The organism is Halomonas mongoliensis (assembly GCF_052496345.1).
This window is the reverse complement of sequence record NZ_CP199288.1, coordinates 1153503-1169281: the sequence shown is the minus strand read 5'-3', so window position 1 is coordinate 1169281 and position 15779 is coordinate 1153503. Positions and strand designations below refer to the sequence as shown.

The window sequence follows — 15779 nt, the reverse complement described above, 5'->3', positions numbered from 1 at the left end:
GTGCCTGACGGTGCCGGTGCTTCTTCATCTCCATCCAGGAGGGTGTCTCATGACACAGACAGTAACGGCGGCCTATGGCAGCGCCGACAAGGCGGTCAATGCCTATGACGAGCTGGTCTCCGAGGGCTATCCCCGGGAGAAGCTCTAGACAGCAATGAGGTCAAGGTGATCGTGCCCGATGCCTCAAGGCCCGAGATCGAGGAGATCCTCGCCCGCCATGAGCCTGACGAGATCCGGGCGCGCCCCTACGAAGACTGAGTAGAGGCGCGGGGAGGGGAGGGGAGCGCGGAAGCCTTTCGGACAGCCGAGTGCCGGGCTGTACAACGGCCTCTCGGCCGCAGGCTGGTGTCTCCCGGCAGCTTAAGCGGCACCCTCCCGTCTGCCGAAGCGGCACAATGCCGCCGCGACCGTTACACTGCTGGTGAGTCCACCTTGATATGCAGGGAACGCTGATAGATGACCGTGACCGCCGCTTTGGATGACGACTCGGTCGAGCGCCGCAACCGCAAGGATCGCCGTATCGCCATTGCCCTCTATGTGGTGGGCATGCTCGTCCTCTTCGCTACCCTGGCCGGCTTCCTGTTCGACCAGTACCAGCGCGACATGCAGGCGGCTCGGGAGCGCACGGCGGCCCGTGCCGACCTGGTGGCGGAGTGGGTGGCCGGCATCTTCTCGGTCAGTGAGGCCGCGCTGACGGGCATGACAGAGGTGCTGGAGCCACCGCAACGCCAGCGCCTGTTCGGGGAGCCGCTGGTAGTCGAGCAGGCCGAGGAGTTTCTGGCCCGGCGGCGCGAGAGCCTGGGGCTCATCGACAAGGTGAGCCTCATCGATGAGGGCGGCCGGGTGGTCGCCTCCTCCAGCCCCCTGCATCCGCCCGGATTCGACATGTCGGGCCTGTCCTTCTTCCGCCTGATGCAGGCGCAGCCGCCCCGAGAGGCCCTGGTGACGCCGCTGCTCTGGTCGGCGCTGGAGCGTCGCCAGGTGGTGGTGCTGCTGCGCCGCCTCGCCGGCGGTGGAACGGTGATGATTCAGCTGGACCCCGCCGTCTTCGGTCAGACCCTCGATGACCTGAGCCTGACGAGGGGCGAGAGCATCGCCATCATCGATACCGGGATGCGACTGGTGGCACGCCGCCCCGGGGTGGGCGAAGCAGGGGCAGAAGAGGAGGCGGGCGGGGTGCTGGGGCGGCGGATCGAGGAGCCCCTGACCCAGGCGTTCATCCAGAGCGGAGAGGCGAGAACCCACTTGCGTACCGCCTCCCCCCTGGACGGCAGCGATCGGCTCTACACCATGCGACGCCTCGATGACCTGCCCTTCGTGGTGGTGGTGGGGGAGGGGCTGGACGTGCTGCTCAGCGACTGGTCCTACCGGCTGTGGGTGCGGGTGATGGTCGGCCTGCTGGTCATGGGGCTGGGGGGGCTGGTGCTGCGGCACTACCTCAATCGACTGCGCCTGGAGGAGGAGATGCGCCGGCAGGCCCGGGAGCGCGAGCTGGCGCGTCGCGATGCTCGCAGCCGGGAGGCGCGCCTGCAGGCCCTGGTGAGCTCGATCCAGGACATTATCTTCGTGTTCGACGCCGAGGGGCGCTTCACCTATGTGCACGCCGCTGATCCCGCTGAGCTGATGGCCGATGCCGCCTCCTTCCTGCAGCGTCACTACCGCGAGGTGCTGCCGGCCCCCATGGCCCGTCAGCTCGACGAGGCCTTCGAGACGCTGCGGCGAGGCGACGGGCCGGTAGAGTACGACTACACCCTGCACCTGCACGGTGAGCCGCGCCAGTTTCACTCGGTGCTTAGCCCGCTGCGGGAGCCTGGAGAGGGAGCGGGCGGTGCCCTGGCGCTGGTGCGAGACGTGACCGATGAGCGCGCCACCGAGGCGCAGCTGCGCATCGCCGCCACCGCCTTCGAGACCCACCTGGGCATGCTGATCACCGATGGCAACAGCCGCATCCTGAAGGTCAACGAGACTTTCACCCGTATCACCGGCTATAGCGAGGCGGAGGTGCTGGGCAGGAACCCGCGCCTGCTGTCGTCGGGCCTCCACGACGAGGCCTTCTACCGGCGGCTGTGGCGCAGCGTGCTGAGCAGCGGCAGCTGGCAGGGGGAGGTCTGGAACCGCCGCAAGAACGGCGAGGTGTTCCCCGAGTGGCTGACCCTCTCCGCGGTGCGTGATACCGAGGGGAAGCCGACCCATTTCGTGGCGACCTTCAGCGACCTTACCGAGCGCAAGGCCGCCGAGGAGGAGATCCACCAGCTGGCCTTCTTCGACCCCTTGACCGGTCTGCCGAACCGCCGGCTGATGCTCGACCGCCTGGAGATGACCCTCAAGGACAGCTATCGCAGCGGCCAGATCGGGGCGCTGATCTTCGTTGACCTGGACCACTTCAAGCAGGTCAACGATACGCTTGGCCACCACGCCGGCGACCAGCTGCTGAGGGAGGTGGCCCATCGCTATGAGGAGGCGCTGCGGGAGACGGATACCCTGGCTCGGCTGGGCGGTGACGAGTTTGCCGTGCTGCTTCACGACCTGGGGCATGAGCCGGATGCCGTGGCGGTGATCGCCGAACGAGTCGCCAACAAGCTGCTGGCGGTGATGCAGACGCCGATACGCCTGGGGGAGGAGTGGGTCAATGTGTCGGCAAGCCTGGGCATCACCCTGTTCCGCGACCATGAGATGACCCTCGACGAGATCATGCAGCAGGCCGATATGGCGCTGTTCCAGGCCAAGGCGGCAGGTCGCAATACCCTGGCCTTCTTCGACCCCGACATGCAGGTGCGGCTGCAGGCCCGCGCTCGCCTGGAGGCGGACCTGAGGCAGGCGCTGCCCAAGGGTGAGCTGCGCCTGTACTACCAGCCCCAGGTGGATGCTCGGGGCCGGCCCGTGGGGGTCGAGGCGCTGTTGCGCTGGATGCACCCGGTGCGCGGGCAGGTCTCTCCCGGCGAGTTCATTCCCCTGGCCGAGGAGAACCGGCTGATCGTGGCGATCGGCTACTGGGTGCTGGAACAGGCCTGTCGCCAGCTGGCGGCCTGGGCGGCCGACCCGGCACGCTCGGCGCTGAGCCTCTCCGTCAACGTCAGTCCGCGCCAGTTCCGCGAGCCGGACTTCGTGGAACGCGTGCTGGAATGCCTCGAGACGACAGGCGCCCCGGCTAACCGCCTCAAGCTCGAGGTGACCGAAAGCCTCTTTCTCGAGGGGCGGGAGGAGGCCCGCGAACGCATGCTGCGCCTGCGCGAGTACGGCGTGCGCTTCTCGCTGGATGATTTCGGCACCGGCTACTCCTCCCTGGCCTATCTCAAGCGCTTGCCCCTGGACCAGCTCAAGATCGACCAGTCCTTCGTGTGCGACCTGCTGGAGGATGAGGCCAGTGGGGCGATCGTCGCCAGTACCATCGCCCTGGCGCAGCGCCTGAGGCTGGAGGTGGTGGCAGAGGGAGTGGAGAACGAGGCTCAGCGCGACTGGCTGCTGGCACACGGCTGCCGCACCTTCCAAGGCTACCTGTTTGCCCGACCTGCGCCTCTGGAGGCCCTCGAGCTGGACGCTTGATCACGCCTCGGCCGGGCTCGAGGAGTTGCCAGTTGCGCCCTCCTGCCTGATACTGTCTATAAATACAGTATCAGGCAGGAGGGCAGCATGCTGCAGAGGCATCAGATGCAGATGGCGCTTGTGGGGTGCGCCGCCGCCGAGGGTGCAGGACCGCCGCGGCCGCTGATGGGCTGCCGGGTACGGGCGGGCTTCCCCAGCCCCGCCGACGACCACCTGGACACCGAGATCGATCTGCACGCCCACGTGGTGAAGCGCCCGGCGGCCACCTACTTCGTGCGCGCCGAAGGCGACTCCATGCTGGGTGACGGCATCCATGACGGTGACCTGCTGGTGGTGGATCGCAGCCTGGAGCCCCTTCCCGGGCGGGTGGTGGTCATCTCCCTGGAGGGCGAGCCCACCGTCAAGCGCCTGGAGCGGCGGGGTAGCGGGGTATGGCTGGTGGCCAGCAATCCACGCTTCGCATCGATTCCGCTGGCCGGGCGCGAATGCGAGGTATGGGGGGTGGTCACCCACGTGCTCCACGACCTGCTGAGTCGCTCGCCGTGATCGCCCTGGTCGATGGCAACAACTTCTACGTCAGCTGCGAGCGGGTCTTCGACCCGCGCCTGGCGGGGCGGCCTGTGGGCGTGCTCTCCAACAACGACGGCTGCGTGGTGGCGCGCTCCGAGGAGCTCAAGGCGCTGGGCGTGGCCATGGGCGCGCCGCGGCACCTGCTGCCTCCCGAGGTGCGCCGCCGGACGGTGCTGCTCTCCAGCAACTACGCGCTCTACGGCGACATGTCGCGGCGGGTCAACCAGGTGCTGGCGGCGTTCTCCCCGGACGTGGAGCCCTACTCCATCGACGAGAGCTTCGTGGGCTTCACCGGCTTTCCCCTGGCGGGCCTGGAGGCCCGTTGCCATGAGCTGCGCGAGACCGTTCGGCGCTGGACCGGTATCCCGGTGGGCGTCGGAGTGGCGCCGACCCGGGTGCTGGCCAAGCTGGCCAATCGGCTGGCCAAGCGTGAGCCGGCCTGCGAAGGGGTCTGCCTGCTCGAGGCCGACAGCGAGGCGACCCGCCGTGTGCTCGAGGCGTGCCCGGTCACCGAGCTGTGGGGCGTGGCACGGCGCAGCGCCGAGCGGCTGGCGCTGATGGGGATCGACACCGCCTGGCAGCTGCGCCGGGCCGACCCGCGCTGGGTGCGCAGCCGCTTCTCGGTGGTGATGGAGCGCCTGGTCTGGGAGCTGCGCGGGCGCCCGGCCATCGCCCTCGAGGAGATGAGCGAGCCGCGCCGACGCCTGCTGGTGTCGCGCTCCTTCGGCCGGCTCACCGGCGAGCGCCACGAGCTGGAGGCGGCGCTGCGCCAGCACGCTGCCCGGGCCGGCGAGAAGCTGCGCCGCCAGGGCAGCCAGGCGCGAGCGGTGCAGGTCTTCCTGCGCACCTCTCCCTTCCTGGCCGGTGAGCCCCAGTACCGCAATGCGGCCCTGGTGGCGCTGCCCGCGCCCAGCGGCGACAGCCGGGAGCTGCTGGCGGCGGCCCGCCGGGCCCTGGACGCCATCTTTCTCGAGGGTTACCGCTACCAAAAGTGCGGGGTGATGCTGCTCGACCTGGTGGACGCCGAGTCGGCCCAGCCCTCGCTGCTGGAGAGCCCGGATGACGACGCGCGCCGTGTCCGCAGCCAGCGTCTGATGGCCACCCTGGACCGGCTCAATCGCGAGATGGGGCGCGACACCGTCCGTTTCGGCCTGCCCCGGGAGGGCAACGCCTGGGCGCTGCGCTGCGCGCATCGCTCGCCGCGCTACACCACCCGCTGGAACGAGTTGATGCGTGTCAAGACAGGCTAGAGATCCCGCTGTCCCGCTGATGAACCGTTAGGGGGTCGCTATCGGCCCCGGCTACACTGGGTCGGCGGGGCATGCTGTCCCGCTCTGTTCATCATCAACAGGGAGTGACCCCATGCGCATGCAGGGAAAGAACGTGATCGTGACCGGCGGTGCCAGCGGCATCGGGCTTGCCAGCATCGAGCGCTGTCTGGAGGAGGGCGCCAGCGCGGTGATCGCCGACCTCGAGGGCAGCGAGGGCGCCGCCCGGGCAGCCGAACTCGACGGCAAGCACGGCGGGCGCTGCCTCTTCAAGGTGTGCGACGTGACCGATACCGCTCAGGTGGACCGGCTCTTCGAGGAGAGCGTGGCGGAGCTCGGCAGCGTGGATGCGGTGTTCAACAACGCCGGCATCGGCGGCATCACCCCCTCCGACGAGGTCACCGACGAGGAGTTTTTGCGCATCATCGACATCAACCTGAACGGCGTCTTCCGGGTCGCCCGGGCCGCGCTGCGGGTGATGTATCGCCAGGGCAGCGGCAGCATCGTCAACTGCGCCTCCATCCTCGGCATGGTCGGCCAGTCCCAGACCGCCGCCTACACCGCCGCCAAGGGCGGCGTGGTCAACATGACGCGCACCCTGGGCATCGAGGCGGCGCCGAAGGGCGTACGAGTCAACGGCATCGGCCCGGGCTATATCGACACGCCGCTGCTTGCGGCGCTGGACGAGGAGCTGCTGCAGGGGCTGATCCGCATGCACCCCATCGGCCGCCTGGGGCGCTCCGAGGAGGTGGCCAACGCCTTCCTGTTCCTGGCCAGCGACGAGGCGAGCTTCATCACCGGTACCACCCTGATGGTCGACGGGGGCTTTACCGCCGGCAAGTCCTGAGCCGGATACGGGAAGACAGGATGGCGGTCGGTTCGCGGGGCTGCCATGCTGCAGGGCAACCATCCAATGTCTCAGGAGGTGACCATGTCACCGCTCCGCTCGTCTTTGCTCTACCTGCTGCTGTCGCTGCTGCTGACCCTGGGCAGTGCTGCCCAGGCCCGGGAGCTGGCCGCACCCCAGGACACGATGGTCGAGGTGGAGGTGGCCACGGTGGGCATGTCGGGGGTGGCCGGAGTGCCGGTGGTGCTGCTGCGCGAGCCGGGGGCCCGGGAGGTGATCCCGATCTATATCGGCGTGACCGAGGCGCGCGCCATCCTGCGCGCCCTGGCCGGCGAGCGCGGCCCGCGGCCGATGACTCACGAGCTGCTGGGTGATGTGCTGGAGGGTGTCGAGGTAACGCTGACGCGGGTCTATGTGGATGCCCTCACCGAGAGTACCTTCCTGGGCATGCTGGAGCTGACGCTGCCCGGCCGTGAGGCGCCGGTGCATATCGATAGCCGCCCCAGCGATGCCATCGCCCTGGCGCTGAAGGCCGGGGCCAGCATCCATGTGGCGCCGGAGGTGCTGGAGGCGGCCCGGCAGATCGAGTTTCAGGGCTTGGACGATCAGGTGGTGGTGGCGCTGGGCATCACGGTGACGCCGCTGGACGAGGACCTGCGCGAGGCCCTGGGCCTGCCGGACCGGGCCGGGGTGCTGGTCAGCGACGTCAGCGGTGAGGCCGCGGCGGCGGGGCTTGCCCCCGGGGACCTGTTGCTGGAGGTCAACGGCGAGACGCCCGAGACGCCGATGCACTTCCTGGAGCTGGTGCGCGACACGCCCCGGGAGTCGCCGGCCCGGCTGCGGGTCTGGCAGCAGGGCGAGATCCTCGAGGTGGAGCTCTCCACCGAGGTGCCGACACCCGCTCCGCGGCGTCGCGCCCCAGGGCTTGAGGCCTGAGTCGAACTTGGCAGCCGGCGCCGGGCGGGCAAGAATGGGCGCCAGGAGGATTGCCCATGCTTGTTTCATTGATTGCTGCCGGCCTGCTCGGCGCCCCCGCCCTTGCCGCCGACGCGCCTGACAAGGTCGATCTGACCGCCCTGGAAGCCCATCACCGGGAGCTGCTCTCCTGCGACCGCCTGACCGGCCACTGGCTCCAGGAGGATGAGTACATGGCGATGCACACCGCCATCGGCGACTCCCGGCAGCGCCTGGAGGCGCTGCGCCCCATGCCCTTCAGCGAAGAGGAGTTCCCGGCGGGCGCGGCCGACCTGACCATCGGCGAGACTCGCTACACCGGTGATGACGTCGCGCGGATGAAGGAGACGCCCGGCGAGGCCGACGTGCGCGAGGCCTACCTCACCATCCGCCCGCACTGCATGCGGCTGATCGGCTACTTCTGACGCGCCTTGGGCTCGACAAGATGGCCACCGCGGTAAGCCGCGGTGGCCATCTTGTCGGAAGGGGAGGTGCCGCAAAAGAAAGGGGTGGTGCCGCAAAGAGGAGTCGAACCTCCGACCTACGCATTACGAGTGCGTTGCTCTACCAGCTGAGCTATTGCGGCGCCTGTCGTGATGGTAGCGCCGCCGAGGGCGCTTCGGCTAGCCCTCGGCGGGCCTGCGCAGCCGAGTCAGTCCCTCCTGGGCGGCGGAGGCCACCAGACGGCCCTGGCGGTCGTAGATGGCGCCGCGGGTGAAGCCGCGGGCGCCGCCGGCCCAGGGGCTGTCCATGTCGTAGAGCAGCCAGTCGTTGACGCGCACGTCGTGGTGGCACCAGAGCGCATGGTCGAGGCTGGCGATCTGCAGCCCGGGGTCGCGATAGTCGAGCCCGTGGGGCACCAGGGCGGTGGTCAGCAGGTTGAAGTCGGAGCTGTAGGCCAGCAGGGAGCGGTGCAGGGCGGGGTCGTCGGGGAGCTCGCCGGCCAGGCGGAACCACACCCGCTTGTGCGCCGGCTCGCCCGCCTGGTGCTCCTCGCCGGCCAGCAGGAACTCGATGGGGTGGTCGTCGAAGCGCACCAGGCGGTGCCCCGTATCGGCCAGCTGCTCCGGCGGCGCCACCTCGGGCATGGTGGGCTGGTGGTCCAGGCCCGCCTCCTCGCCGTGGAAGGAGGCGCTGCAGAAGAAGATCGGCCGGCCCTTCTGGATGGCGGTGACCCGGCGGGTGGTAAAGCTGCCGCCGTCGCGCACGGCGTCGACCTGATAGACTACCGGGCGGCGCGCATCCCCCGGGCGCAGGAAGTAGCCGTGCAGGGAGTGGGCGCGCCGGGAGGCGTCGACGGTCTGGGTGGCCGCCGAGAGCGCCTGGCCCAGTACCTGGCCGCCGAACAGCTGGGGCAGGCCAAGATCCTGGCTGGCGCCGCGGAACAGGTTCTCCTCCAGGGGCTCGAGGGCCAGCAGGCCCACCAGGGCGTCGAGAGCGTTGGACATGCGCGAAATCTCCAGGGGCAGTCGGGGCCTGCGGGCCCTCTCATACGGACGTTTCAGATCAGTCTACATGGAGTCGAGGCCGTTGCGCAGCGATGAGTTCTACATGCACCGGGCGCTGGACCAGGCCCGCCAGGGGCTGGCCGCCGGTGAAGTGCCGGTGGGTGCCGTGGTGGTGAATGCCGAAGGCGAGATCGTCGGCGCCGGCTACAATGCGCCGGTGGCGGGGTGCGACCCCAGCGCCCATGCCGAGATTCGCGCCCTGCGCGATGCCGGTGTGCGGCTCGGCAACTATCGCCTCGACGGCTGCACCCTCTATGTGACCCTGGAGCCCTGTCTGATGTGCACCGGGGCGATCATCCATGCCCGGCTGGCCCGGGTGGTCTACGGCGCGGCGGAGCCGCGAACCGGCATGGTGGAGTCCAGGGCCAACCTCTTTGCCCAGCCCTGGTACAACCACCGAGTGGTCGTGGAGGGTGGGGTGCTGGCCACCCGCGCTTCCCGGCTGCTCAAGGCGTTCTTCGCCGCCCGGCGGGAAGATCAGGGCGGCGCTCCCACCAGCTGAAGCAGTTTCTCCTCTTCGTCATCCGGCAGCCTGGCATTGAGCAGGTAGAACTGCTGCTGGTTGCGGTCCACATAGCTGAGTATCTCGTGGTAGCGGCGAATATTGCGCACATAGATCACCGGCTCGCCGCCCCGGGCGTAGCCGTGGCGGGTCTGGCGGTACCATTCGCGCTCCTGCAGCAGCGGCAGCGACTCGCGTACGTCGGCCCAGCGGTTCGGGTCACCGCCGCGCTGCTCGGTGATGCGCCGAGCGTCGTAGAGATGGCCCAGCCCCACGTTGTAGGCGGCCATGGCCATGAAGAGGCGGTCCTCTCCCCGTATCGACTCCGGCAGGCGATCCTTTAGCTCGCGCAGATAGCGGGCGCCGCCCTGGATGCTCTGGGCGGGGTCGAGGCGGTCGGAAACGCCAAGATCCCCGGCGGTGGGCAGAGTCAGCATCATCAGCCCGCGAACGCCGGTAGGGGAGGTGGCCTTGGGGTCCCAGTGGGACTCCTGGTAGCCCAGGGCGGCCAGCAGTTTCCAGTCGAATCCGGCCTGGCGGGCCGCCTCCTGGAACAGCTCGGTGTAGGCGGGCAGGCGGGCGTGGGCGTGCTGGATGAAGGTGCGTGCGCCGACGTACTCCAGGTAGTCATCGTGGCCGAAGTAGCGTGCCACCAGGGCGTCGAGTTCGCCCTCCTCGTGAAGCGCCTGGAGAAAGCCGTTGGCCGCCTCCGCCAGTGCCAGTCCTCCGTCTGCCGGGAAGGCCCAGGCCAGGGAGAGCGGGTCACCCAGCGAGAAGCCGCGCTCCACGCCGGGAAAGAAGAGCCGGTTGAGGCGAAACTGATGCTCGAAGATCACCGCCGCATCGAGGCGCTCATCCTCGATCAGGCGCAGCAGCTCGGCCACTTCGAGCTCCTGGGAGGCCAGCCAGTTGAGCCCCGGGTGCTCGGCCTCGAGTTCGCCAAGGACCAGGTCGGTACCGGCGCCGGCCAGGGTGCCAAGAGTCAGGCCCGCCAGCCGCTCCGGGCCGTTCACCGGGGGCAGGCCGCGCCGGTAGACCACCACCGGCTGCAGCTCGAGGATCGGGCGGCTGAAGATCACGCCCTCGGCTGTCGGCGTCAGCGGCAGGGCGGCGGCGCCCAGGTCCCCCTCGGTGCGGACCGCCTCGAGGACGCTGGCGATCTGGTGGTCCGAGCGCAGCGAGAGGCTGATACCCAGATGGGCGGCAAAGCGTCGCGCCAGCTCATACTCGAAGCCGGTGGGCCCCTCGCGCCCTTCGTAGTAGGTGGTGGGGGTGTTGCGGGTATGCACCTGCAGGAACTCCCGCGCCAGGGCTTCATCGAGGCGGCGCCCATCCGGCGTGCCGGAGGGGGAGGGCCAGAGGCCGAGTGCCAGGACGGCGAGCAGGGCAAGATAGCCGCGCCGGCGGCGCAGGGGGGGAATCAGGGTCGGAAGCATGCGGGTGACGGCTGGCGGAGACGACCCCTCACCATAACCAGCCCCGGCGCCGCTGTCATCCGTGCGATTTCTCGCCTCGATTTCTTCCGCCCCGAGCTTTCCAGTATCATAGGCGCTCTTTGCCGCTGGCTGCGGCCCCGACCCTGATGATTTCCAGAGGCTCCAGGATATGCTCGAACTGCGCGGCGCCCCCGCCCTCTCCGCCTTCCGTCACGCCAAGCTGCTGGCCGCCCTGCGCGAGGTGGCGGCCGACGTCGAGTCGCTCACCGCGGAGTACGTGCACTTCGTCGATCACGAAGGCGAGCTCAGCGCCGAGGCGCTGGCGGTGCTGGAGCAGCTGCTCGACTATGGTTCTCAACTTCAGGGTTCTCAACTTCAGGGCTCTGACGTCGAGGGCGCCCGAGCAGAGGGCCAGCTGTTCCTGGTGGTGCCGCGTATCGGCACCCAGTCGCCCTGGTCCTCCAAGGCCACTGATATCGCCCACAGCTGTGGCCTCAAGGGCGTGCGGCGCCTGGAGCGTGGCATCGCCTACCGGGTCAAGCTCAAGGGCATGCTCTCGGAGAAGGTCTTCGAGGCCATTCGCGCCACCCTCCACGACCGCATGACCGAGACCGTGCTGGCCGACGCCTCGGACGCGGCCAAGCTCTTCGCCCACCACGAGCCGGCCCCCCTGGGCAGCGTGGACGTGCTGGAGGGCGGCCGTGAGGCGCTGGTCGATGCCAACGTCGCCCTCGGCCTGGCCCTGGCCGAGGATGAGATCGACTATCTGGTGGAGGCCTTCGGCGACCTGGGCCGCAACCCCACCGACGTCGAGCTGATGATGTTTGCTCAGGCGAACTCCGAGCACTGCCGCCACAAGATCTTCAACGCCGACTGGGTGGTCGACGGCGAGGCCCAGAGCCATTCGCTGTTCAAGATGATCAAGAACACCTACCAGGCCTCCCCGGAGAATATCCTCTCCGCCTACAGCGACAACGCCGCGGTGATCAAGGGCACCACGGCGCCGCGCTTCTTCCCGGCGCCGCTGATCGGCCAGGCAGGCGAGCGCGCCGTCTACGGCAGCACCGAGGAGCCGATCCAGATCCTGATGAAGGTGGAGACCCATAACCACCCCACGGCCATCGCCCCGCACCCGGGGGCGGCCACCGGCGCCGGCGGCGAGATCCGTGACGAGGGCGCCACCGGCATCGGCGGCAAGCCCAAGGCGGGGCTGACCGGCTTCACCGTCTCCAACCTGCGCATCCCCGAGTTCGTTCAGCCCTGGGAGGCCTTCGACTACGGCAAGCCCGAGCGCATCGTCTCGGCCCTCGAGATCATGCTGGAGGGCCCCATCGGCGGGGCGGCCTTCAACAACGAGTTCGGCCGGCCCAACCTCGCCGGCTACTTCCGCACCTTCGAGCAGGACGCCCTGGGGGCGGGCGGCATCGAGCGCCGCGGCTACCATAAGCCGATCATGATCGCCGGCGGCTACGGCAATATCCGCGATGGCCATGTCCAGAAGGGTGAGATCCCGGTGGGCGGCAAGCTGATCGTGATGGGCGGCCCCGCCATGCTGATCGGCCTGGGGGGCGGTGCGGCCTCCTCCATGGCCTCCGGCGCCTCCAGCGCCGATCTGGACTTCGCCTCGGTGCAGCGCGGCAACCCCGAGATCGAGCGCCGCGTCCAGGAGGTGATCGACCGCTGCTGGGCCCTGGGCGAGGGCAACCCCATCCGCTTCTTCCACGACGTGGGGGCGGGTGGGCTCTCCAATGCCCTGCCGGAGCTGGTCAAGGATGGCGAACGCGGCGGGCTCTTCGACCTGCGCGCGGTGCCCAACGCCGAGCCCGGCATGAGCCCGCTGGAGATCTGGTGCAACGAGGCCCAGGAGCGCTATGTGCTGGCGGTGGCCCCGGAGGATCTCGACACCTTCGACGCCCTCTGCCAGCGGGAGCGCTGCCCCTACGCCGTGGTAGGAGAGGCCACCGAGGCGCACCACCTGGAGGTGCGCGACGGCCACTTCGACACCAAGCCCGTGGACCTGCCCATGAGCGTGCTCTTCGGCAAGCCGCCGAAGATGACCCGGGAGTTCACGCGCCAGGGCATCGAGCTGCCCGGTGTGATGCTCGACAACCTGGATCTGCGCGAGGCGATGGATCGGGTGCTGCGCCTGCCCACCGTGGCCTCCAAGAGCTTTTTGATCACCATCGGTGACCGCTCCATCACCGGCCAGGTGGCCCGAGACCAGATGGTCGGCCCCTGGCAGGTGCCGGTGGCCGACGTGGCCGTGACCACGGCCAGCTTCGACACCCACACGGGCGAGGCCATGGCCATGGGCGAGCGTCCCCCGGTGGCGCTGATCGACCCCGCCGCCAGCGCCCGCCTGGCGGTGGCCGAGGCGATCACCAACCTGGCCGCGGCCCCCATCGAGAAGCTCGGCGACATCAAGCTCTCCGCCAACTGGATGAGCGCCGCCGACCACCCCGGCGAGAACCAGGCCCTTTACGACGCCGTTCACGCCGTGGGCATGGAGCTCTGCCCTCAGCTCGGCATCGCCATCCCGGTGGGCAAGGACTCCATGTCCATGCGCACCGCCTGGCAGGAGTCGAACGGCTCTGATGACGGGCACGGCGAGGCCGAGGAGAAGAGCGTCACCTCGCCGCTGTCGCTGGTGATCACCGGCTTTGCGCCGGTCACCGATGCCATGCAGACCCTGACGCCCCAGATCAATCTGGAGCAGGACGAGTCCGATCTGCTGCTGATCGACCTGGGCGGCGGCCGGAATCGCCTGGGCGGCTCGGCACTCGCCCAGGTCTACGGCCAGGTGGGCGACGAGTGCCCGGACCTGGACGATCCCGAGGACCTCAAGGCCTTCTTCGCGGTGATCCAGGGGCTCAACGCCGAGGGCAAGCTGCTCGCCTACCACGACCGCAGCGACGGTGGCCTGCTGGTGACCCTGCTGGAGATGGCCTTTGCCGCCCACGCCGGCCTGGAGATCAAGCTCGACTGGCTGGTGGATGAGCCCGTGGAGGCCTTCAATGCGCTGTTTGCCGAGGAGCTCGGCGCGGTGATCCAGGTGAATCGCGAGCACACCGAGGAGGTGCTGGCCCAGTTCGCCGCTGCCGGCATCGAGACCTGCGGCGTCATCGCCCGGCCCCGCTACGATGACCAGGTGCGGGTGACCCTCTTCGAGGAGCCGCTGCTGGAGACCACTCGGCTGCTGGCCCAGCGCACCTGGTCCGAGACCAGCTACCGCCTGCAGGCCCTGCGCGACAACCCTGAGTGCGCCAAGAGCGAATTTGACGGCCTGCTCGACGACCGCGACCCGGGCCTCTCCGCGACCCCGAGCTTCGACGTGAACGAGGATATTGCCGCACCCTACCTCAACCTGGCCCGCCCCTCGGTGGCGGTGCTGCGCGAGCAGGGCGTCAACGGCCAGGTGGAGATGGCCTGGGCCTTCGATCGCGCCGGCTTCGAGGCGGTGGACGTGCATATGAGCGATATCCTCGAGGGGCGCGTCGATCTCGATGCCTTCAAGGGGCTGGTGGCCTGCGGCGGCTTCTCATACGGCGACGTGCTCGGCGCCGGCGGCGGCTGGGCCAAGTCGGTGCTCTTCAACGCGCGCGCCCGGGAGCAGTTCGCGGCCTTCTTCCAGCGCGACGACAGCTTCTCCCTGGGGGTCTGCAACGGCTGTCAGATGCTCGCCCAGCTCAAGGAGCTGATCCCCGGCGCCGAGGCCTGGCCGCGCTTCATGCGCAATGAGTCGGAGCAGTTCGAGGCCCGGGTGGCCATGGTCCAGGTGGAGAAGAGTCCCTCCATTCTGCTGGCCGGTATGGAGGGCTCGCGTCTGCCCATCGCCGTGGCTCACGGCGAGGGTCGCGCCGAGTTCCGCGACAGCGCCCATCTGCGCACCATGCAGGGCAGCGGCCAGGTGGCCCTGCGCTACGTGGACAACTACGGCCAGGTGACCACCCGCTATCCGGCCAATCCCAACGGCTCTCCCTCCGGGATCACCGGCCTGACCACCCCGGATGGCCGCGCCACCATCATGATGCCCCACCCGGAGCGGGTGGTGCGGGCGGTCACCAACTCCTGGCGTCCGGCGGAGTGGAACCGGGACGGCGCCTGGCTGCGCCTCTTCCGCAACGCCCGGGTCTGGGTGGGCTGATTCACCGACTTCGCGTAGCAGCACTCCTCCAGCAGGAGATCAGGGGCGGCCTTCGGGCCGCCCTTGTCGTCTTCGCCCTCTTATGCGATGAAACGGGTGTTTGAATGCGCGGCCCGGTCGCGGCACACTCGAGGCCACGGCCTTCGGATGGAGGGCCGAACGAAGAGCCGAACCAACCGGAGGAGCGAGCATGGAGGAGCAGTTCGAGGGGCGCGTGCGCCTGGTCGTTGCATCGGGGGTGGCCGAGGTCACCCTGGCCCGCCCCGAGGCCCACAACGGCCTGGACTGGGCGATGATCGACGGCCTGCTGGCGGCCCAGCGTCGCCTGGCCGAGCTCGAGGACCTGCGCGCCGTGGTGCTGGCCGGAGAGGGGGAGAGCTTCTGTGCCGGCCTCGACATGGCGGCGATCATGGCCGAGACGGCGAGGGTGCCGGCCCTGCTGGAGGCCGGTGCCGATGGCGCCAACCCGGTGCAGCGCCTGGTGCTGGGCTGGCGTGAGGCCGGGGTGCCGGTGATCGCCGCCCTGCAGGGGCACGTCTACGGTGGCGGGCTGCAGATCGCCCTGGGAGCGGATATTCGCGTGGTGCATCCGCGGGCGCGCCTGGCGCTGCTGGAGATCGCCTGGGGGATTATTCCCGACATGGCGATCAGCGTGACCGGCGCCGGCCTGCGCGGCGATGTGCTGCGGGAGCTGGGCTGGACGGGGCGCAAGGTGGAGGGAGAGGAAGCCGTGGGGCTGGGGCTGGCCACCCGGCTTGGCGAGGCGCCGCTGGTCGTGGCGCGGGAGATCGCCGCTGCCATCGCCGGCCATTCCCCGACGGCAGTGGCCGCCTGGAGCGAGCTGCTCGAGCGGGCGCCGGGGCTGAACACGCGGGAACGCCTGGCCCTGGAGGCGCGCCTGCAGGGCGGGCTCCTCGGCGGGGCCGAGCAGCAGGAGGCCATGGCGGCGCGCCTGGCCGGGCGTGCGGCTCGCTTCCCCCCTGACGAGGGCGCCTGCGGCGGTTAGG

General features: G+C 69.5%; 11 protein-coding genes and 1 tRNA gene. 9 read left to right on the top strand and 3 right to left on the bottom strand.

Translation table 11 applies throughout. From position 1 onward, the window contains the following. Window positions 1-456: 456 nt before the first annotated feature. From ACRYRV_RS05390 to ACRYRV_RS05365, 6 genes are all read left to right on the top strand, one after another. Window positions 457-3543: an EAL domain-containing protein gene (locus ACRYRV_RS05390; RefSeq protein WP_444985726.1), complete on the top strand. Its 3087-nt coding sequence runs from the start codon at window positions 457-459 to the stop codon at window positions 3541-3543. Window positions 3544-3630: 87 nt separating this feature from the next. Next, on the top strand, window positions 3631-4089 hold the full coding sequence (locus ACRYRV_RS05385) for a LexA family protein (RefSeq protein ID WP_309637145.1): 459 nt from the start codon (window positions 3631-3633) through the stop codon (window positions 4087-4089). After that, window positions 4086-5363, top strand: coding sequence for a Y-family DNA polymerase (locus ACRYRV_RS05380; RefSeq protein WP_444985727.1), 1278 nt, complete (start codon window positions 4086-4088; stop codon window positions 5361-5363). The genes ACRYRV_RS05385 and ACRYRV_RS05380 overlap by 4 nt, the downstream gene beginning before the upstream one ends. Before the next feature lie 112 nt (window positions 5364-5475). Next, entirely contained in the window at window positions 5476-6228 is a 753-nt protein-coding gene (locus ACRYRV_RS05375) for an SDR family NAD(P)-dependent oxidoreductase (protein WP_444985728.1), read from the top strand. 84 nt (window positions 6229-6312) lie between these two features. Continuing rightward, window positions 6313-7164, top strand: coding sequence for a bifunctional nuclease domain-containing protein (locus ACRYRV_RS05370; RefSeq protein WP_444985729.1), 852 nt, complete (start codon window positions 6313-6315; stop codon window positions 7162-7164). Window positions 7165-7220: 56 nt separating this feature from the next. Beyond that, window positions 7221-7607, top strand: a complete 387-nt coding sequence (locus ACRYRV_RS05365) for a hypothetical protein (RefSeq protein ID WP_253449199.1) — start codon at window positions 7221-7223, stop codon at window positions 7605-7607. An 85-nt stretch (window positions 7608-7692) separates the two neighbouring features. Here the strand turns inward: ACRYRV_RS05365 and ACRYRV_RS05360 are convergent. After that, window positions 7693-7768, bottom strand: a tRNA-Thr gene (locus ACRYRV_RS05360). A gap of 37 nt (window positions 7769-7805) precedes the next feature. Continuing rightward, entirely contained in the window at window positions 7806-8630 is an 825-nt protein-coding gene (locus ACRYRV_RS05355; protein WP_444985730.1) for an acyl-CoA thioesterase, read from the bottom strand. 82 nt (window positions 8631-8712) lie between these two features. On the opposite strand from ACRYRV_RS05355, the gene tadA reads away from it, so the two are divergent. Next, a complete protein-coding gene (tadA, locus tag ACRYRV_RS05350; protein WP_444985731.1) occupies window positions 8713-9192 on the top strand; it encodes a tRNA adenosine(34) deaminase TadA in 480 nt (159 codons plus the stop codon). Here the strand turns inward: tadA and mltF are convergent. Then, window positions 9168-10628: a membrane-bound lytic murein transglycosylase MltF gene (gene mltF / locus ACRYRV_RS05345; RefSeq protein ID WP_444985732.1), complete on the bottom strand. Its 1461-nt coding sequence runs from the start codon at window positions 10626-10628 to the stop codon at window positions 9168-9170. The two genes, tadA and mltF, sit on opposite strands and share 25 nt — an antisense overlap. 169 nt (window positions 10629-10797) lie before the next feature. On the opposite strand from mltF, the gene purL reads away from it, so the two are divergent. Then, entirely contained in the window at window positions 10798-14772 is a 3975-nt protein-coding gene (gene purL, locus ACRYRV_RS05340) for a phosphoribosylformylglycinamidine synthase (RefSeq protein ID WP_444985733.1), read from the top strand. Between the two features lie 190 nt (window positions 14773-14962). Then, the gene (locus tag ACRYRV_RS05335; RefSeq protein ID WP_444985734.1) at window positions 14963-15778 is read left to right on the top strand and encodes an enoyl-CoA hydratase-related protein; all 816 of its coding nucleotides are present in this window, start codon (window positions 14963-14965) and stop codon (window positions 15776-15778) included. Window position 15779: the final 1 nt, after the last annotated feature.